This window comes from Streptococcus sp. UBA632 (assembly GCF_002300045.1).
GTDB lineage: Bacteria > Bacillota > Bacilli > Lactobacillales > Streptococcaceae > Streptococcus > Streptococcus alactolyticus.
In genome coordinates this window covers 1,371-6,770 of the sequence record NZ_DBPA01000054.1, presented here as the reverse complement: position 1 = coordinate 6,770, position 5,400 = coordinate 1,371, and the positions used below count along the sequence as shown (strand labels likewise).

Below are 5,400 nucleotides of genomic sequence, written 5' to 3'. Positions count from 1 at the left end.
CCCACTACAGTTGACAATGAGCCGATTTTTCAGCGAACAACTTAGGCAGTTGCTGCTTTATATAATTCTGCGACTTTTTCCCAATTAATAATGGTAAAGAAAGCTTTGATGTAATCTGGACGAACATTGTGATATTTGAGGTAATAAGCGTGTTCCCACACATCAAGACCCAAAATAGGTTGTTTGCCTTGTGAAATTGGGTTATCTTGGTTACCTGTTGACATCACTTCTAATTTGCCTTCTTGGTTGACCACTAGCCAAGCCCATCCTGAGCCAAAGCGAGTTGTGGCTGCTTGGGTAAAGGCTGTTTTAAAGTCTTCAAATGAGCCAAAAGCGTCTTCAATAGCTGCTAGAACTTCTGCTGTTGGTTCTTGTTTTTCAGGCGTCAATAATTCCCAGAAAAGCGCGTGGTTAAGGTGGCCACCACCATTATTGATGAGGGCTTGACGAATGTCTTCTGGAATGCGTGTCACATCTGACAACAAAAACTCTAAATCTTCCCCAATTTCAGGGTGTTTTTCCAATGCAGCATTGGCATTTGCTAGATAAGTAGCGTGGTGTTTATCATGATGCAAAATCATGGTTTCTTTATCAATATAAGGCTCAAGAGCGTCATATGCGTAAGGTAGGTTTGGTAAAATAATAGCCATGCGGATTACCTCTTTCATCTTTATACTCTTATTCTATAAGAAAATAGCAGAGCGAGCAAATAATTTGACCGCTTTTTAAAGTGATTTCAATGGCGTTCATGAGCGATTTTTAAAATGGCAACATCAAACAAATAATCCTTGTCATAAGTCCCTGTTTTGATGGCATAATCGGTTTCAATCAAAATCTTGATGGCTAATCTTAAAAAGGCAATGGATAAAGGCCTTGAATCCCGCAACGCAAATCGAACTTGGTAGGGATTGACCCGACGGCCAAGATAATCAGACAAGCGGCTAACAATCTGCGACTCGTTATTGCCCTGACGAGCTAGGAGGCTGACTTGTAGAAACATCCGAAATTGCCCCAGCATAATCGCAATCAGCTTAATCTCATCCTCTCCTTGCAAACGCAAATCACGAATCAAGTCACGCGCCTCATTAATTCTGCCATTTAACACAAACTGCGTCAAATCAAAGATATTATCCTGCAAAGTCTTAGGGATGGCTTGGCTAATATCATCTGTCGTAATATGACCGTCTGCCTTGTAGGATTTTAAAAAGGCAATGTTTTTCAACATCTCACTAAAATCATAGTTAGACTTCAACAGCAAGGCGTCAAAAGCCCCAGAATCAAAGGTCAATTTTTCCTTATGCGCTAATTTTTGAAAATAAGTTTTGAGTTCTGCTTCTTTTAAAGGCTTGGCTTCAAAAATTCTGGAATCACGCTTGAGAATCTTAACCAAACGGCGTTTGCCGTCCAATTTGCCTGGAGCGTAGATAATCAAACGCGTCGTTTCCAAAGGATTTTCCAAATAAGCTTCAAAACGTTTGAGGGCCTTGTCATCCAAGTAGGCTTTTTTAGACGTCGTAATATCAAGCAGATTATCAAAAATCACGACCTTTTGGTTTTCAAAAAAAGGTAAACTCTCAAGGTCCATCTCAGCATCTTCATAATCCACCTCAGCCATGTCAAAATAAGAATAGGTCAAATCGTCCTTGTCATAACCCACACGCTCCATCAAGCGTTCTTTCAGCTGGGAAAATTGACCCAAATCCTCGCCTGTCACCACTGTAATCAAGCTTAGGTTTTCCTTTTTTAGTGTGTCCACTTCTTCGATTGCAATCATAGCATTATTATATCAAAAATCCCCTCAAGCGTCATGGTGGCAAACAAGTCATCGCACCGTTTCGATTTGCCAATGTGTCAATCCTCTAAACCGAATGGCGCCCTCTTGGTCTGTGCGGTAAATGCGCAAACCTTGCTGATTAAAACGTTCCAAGGTTTCTTGGTGAGGGTGCTTGTAACGATTCTTCTCTCCTGCTGAAATCAGAGCCATTTGTGGGGAAATGTGGGCTAAAAATTCTGGACTTGAGGAGCCTTTTGAACCATGGTGGCCTGCTTTTAAAACATCCACTGGTAAATGAGAATAGGTAGCCATTAAATCCTGCTCGCCCTCTTTTTCCAAATCCCCTGTAAACAAGAAGCGTTTGCCCAGCAATTGTCCATAAAGCACCATCGAATCATTATTGCCACCGTCGCCTACATCATGGGGATAGAGCACCTGCAAGCGACTACCCATGATAGGCAGCATATCACCTACTTGGAGCGCTCGAACCTTGGTTTTCATGACTTGCAATTTCGCCACAAAATCTGTCTTAGTCAAACTTCCCTGACTGACCAAAACCTCGCCAATCGGCATTTCCTGGGCTAGAACAAGCATATCCCCCATGTGGTCTGCATCGGTGTGGGTCAAAACCAACTGGTCAATTTTTCCGACCCCTCGGCTCTTAAGATAAGGAATCAGCGTCCGTTCCGCATTGCTATCACTGAAACACTCCTGCCACGCTTCTTTCTTTCCAAAACCAACCTTGCCACCCACATCGATGAGCAGCGTTTTGCCCGTCACATCTCGCAAAAACAAACTATCTCCCTGCCCAACATCGACCACCGTCACTTCATTTTCCAGCGGATGCTTGGTTTGAAAAAAGAGTAGAGCGACCACGGCAAGCAAGCAAGAAAAGCGCCAGCTTTTTCCGACGGTAAACATCGTACAAGATTCCTAATATTAGAAAGAAAAGCAGCAAAATAGCTAGATGGGGTTTGCCAAAAACCAGCGGTGCTCCAATCATTCCCTTAGTTACCTTGATGATTTGCTCCAAAAACACAAATAAGCCATTTAAAAAGGTCAGCTTAACAAAAGGCGATAGGAGAAAAACAAGGGACAAAAGCGGCAAGAGAACCACGTCAAAGGCAAATGAAAAGCAAGCCGTCAAAACAATCGACAAGGGCTGAAACACCGAGAAAAAATAAATAAGCAAGGGCAGACTCCCCAACGAAATAGCGATACTCTCAGCAAATATTTTAGAATAACGTGTCAAGTCATCAAACTGCACCAGACTTAATATGAACGCAAAAGCAAGCGACAAAACACCGCCCGTCGTCAGCAAAAATGAGGGCATCACTAGAAACAAACTCAGCATTGTCAGAGCTAGATTGTCCAATCGTTTAATGCCAAATGGTGCCAAAATAGCTTGCAATAAACTTCGAATCACAGAAACGGAAAAACCGGTCAACCCAGCATAAACAAAGGAAAATGGCATTTGCAATACCGTCACCTGGTCACGGCGCAAGCCCAGACGCAAAAAGAAGGTCCGAAAAATCCCTACAAAAAAGCCAACCTGCATACCTGACAAGGCAAACAGATGAATAATGCCCAAACTCGTGTAAATATCACTCATTTCCGCGAAAGACTTGTCCAAATAACCAAACAAAAGCCCTGTCATGTAGTGCTGCATGAGAGCTGGAAAATGCTGCTGAATGCTAACAATGGCTTGACGACGCCACTCATGCAACCTTTCCACAAACGTTAGAGAAGAAACCGCCTTTATCTCCGTAATCTCTGACACGGTAGCCATACGGTAAATTCCTTCATGTTTTAGATAAGTCCGATAATCAAAACCACCGAAATTACGCTGGGGCGTAGCTTCTGCTAGCTCTATATCACCAGATAAAAGTACTGTTTGGGATAGATTTTTAAACCATTTTTGCTCGTTTTCCGATGACAATCTGTAAAAAGCTTGGTAGGTCCGTCCATCTGCCTTACCGCGAAAAGAGAGCAAATCCCCATTGACTGACAGAGTGTCTGGTATTATCTGAATGTGTTGAAGCTTAGAGGGAGCTGAGCGGTAAGCGCTATTTGCTTGTTGCACCTGGTATAGAAACAAACCTGCAAAGCCTACCAAACACAAGCAGACCTGCCCTAATCTTTTAAAACCGTACTGTTTCCATAAAAGTAGCAAGGCCACCAATAGCAAACACCCACAATATAAAGCTTGCGAGAAACACCAATAATAAAGCAACAATACTAAAAAAGCCAATTGAATTGGCTTAATGGGAAAATAGTTAATCAATGCTCACCTCTGATTTGAGTTTTTCTAGGGTCTTATCTCCGATACCTGACACATTTTTCAATTCTTCAACCGAAGTAAAACCGCCATTTGCCTCACGGTAATCAATGATATCTTGCGCACGTTTGGCCCCAATACCTGAAATGGTCTGAAGTTCTGTTGCTGTCGCCGTGTTCAAATTGATGGTACCAGTAGCAGCTTCTGTCTGGCTACCGCTGGCCGTTGAGGGGAATTTTGTGGCTGGACTTACCTCTTCCCCAATCTTTGCCACATAAACCACAGCTTCATCGCTTACTTTTTCAGCTAAATTCACAGATTTTCGGTCTGCTTCTTCCGTGAAGCCACCTGCCATTTTGACCAAATCAGTCACCCGACTGCCAGCAGGCAACTCATACACACCTTCATTGGTCACTGCCCCTTTGATGTCCGCAACTATTTTGCCACTTGTCGTTTGAGACTGGCTGCTCGCCGTTTTGCTTTTGACCTGCTCTGAACTGCTGCTTGCCAACTGGCTACTAATGACAGGCAAAGAGCTTTCGGCTTCCACCTTAGGCTGAGTGACTTGTGACCAAACAAAAAAAGCCAGCAACATGGCAAACACGGTCCCAAAACTCGCTGCCAAGACCTTATGCTCTGATACTTTTGCTTTGATAGTTTCCAAAATAACGTCCAACACTCTAACTCCCTTATTTGTGATTTTGTGGTTTTTGACCACTTCTACTTATTTATTCGAAAAAAGCCCGGCTAATAGCCGAGCATTTTTGGTTTAATTCATTTTACGGTGTTTGTCTGGATCCCAAACAAAGCTAGCAAAGTAACTGAAAATCAAGGTTAAAATCACCACAACAAGGGCAATGAGTCCTAACGGAATGCGGTAAATGTAAGTCAATGGATTTGGCTTTTTATCCACATGAAAGGTCGCATTTTCAGCATCCAAACGATCAAATTCAGTCTGAATGCGATGAGCGACTTCTTCAACCCCTTCATCATTCATGCGTTTAATATCTGACACATCAATTGGGTTCCCAAAGTTCATGTCAACACGCTCTCCTGTCAAGAGCCCTTTAACGTCCATTGGACCTGCATAAACGACAGGCATAATCTTAACCTTTGCCATTTTGGCAATAACCGCAACCCCACCTTTCACATCTGTTGAATGACGGCTACCACTTGGAAACATCACCAAAGAGCGATTGCTTTTTTTCAACATATTAATTGGGTAACGTAAGGCATCTCTACCAGGGTTTTCACGGTCAATTGGAAAGGCACCACACATGCGAATCCACCAACCAAAAACCCGATTGGTAAACAATTCCTTTTTAGCCATGAAAATAAATTCTTTTGG

General features: G+C 42.8%; 4 protein-coding genes and 1 pseudogene. All 5 read right to left on the bottom strand.

Annotation, left to right across the window (positions count from 1 at the left end; translation table 11 throughout):
- Positions 1 to 41: 41 nt before the first annotated feature.
- A complete protein-coding gene (gene sodA, locus B3473_RS06605; RefSeq protein ID WP_154455114.1) occupies positions 42 to 650 on the bottom strand; it encodes a superoxide dismutase SodA in 609 nt (202 codons plus the stop codon).
- Between the two features lie 86 nt (positions 651 to 736).
- Positions 737 to 1,774: a DNA polymerase III subunit delta gene (holA, locus tag B3473_RS06600; protein WP_154455095.1), complete on the bottom strand. Its 1,038-nt coding sequence runs from the start codon at positions 1,772 to 1,774 to the stop codon at positions 737 to 739.
- A gap of 48 nt (positions 1,775 to 1,822) precedes the next feature.
- Positions 1,823 to 4,058, bottom strand: a pseudogene (locus B3473_RS06595) (DNA internalization-related competence protein ComEC/Rec2).
- Positions 4,051 to 4,719 (bottom strand): helix-hairpin-helix domain-containing protein, encoded by a 669-nt coding sequence (locus B3473_RS06590; RefSeq protein WP_167829303.1) that lies wholly within the window; start codon positions 4,717 to 4,719, stop codon positions 4,051 to 4,053. The pseudogene B3473_RS06595 and the gene B3473_RS06590 overlap by 8 nt, the downstream one beginning before the upstream one ends.
- Before the next feature lie 102 nt (positions 4,720 to 4,821).
- A partial coding sequence (locus B3473_RS06585) for a lysophospholipid acyltransferase family protein (RefSeq protein ID WP_293678008.1) occupies positions 4,822 to 5,400 on the bottom strand: 579 nt, incomplete at its 5' end.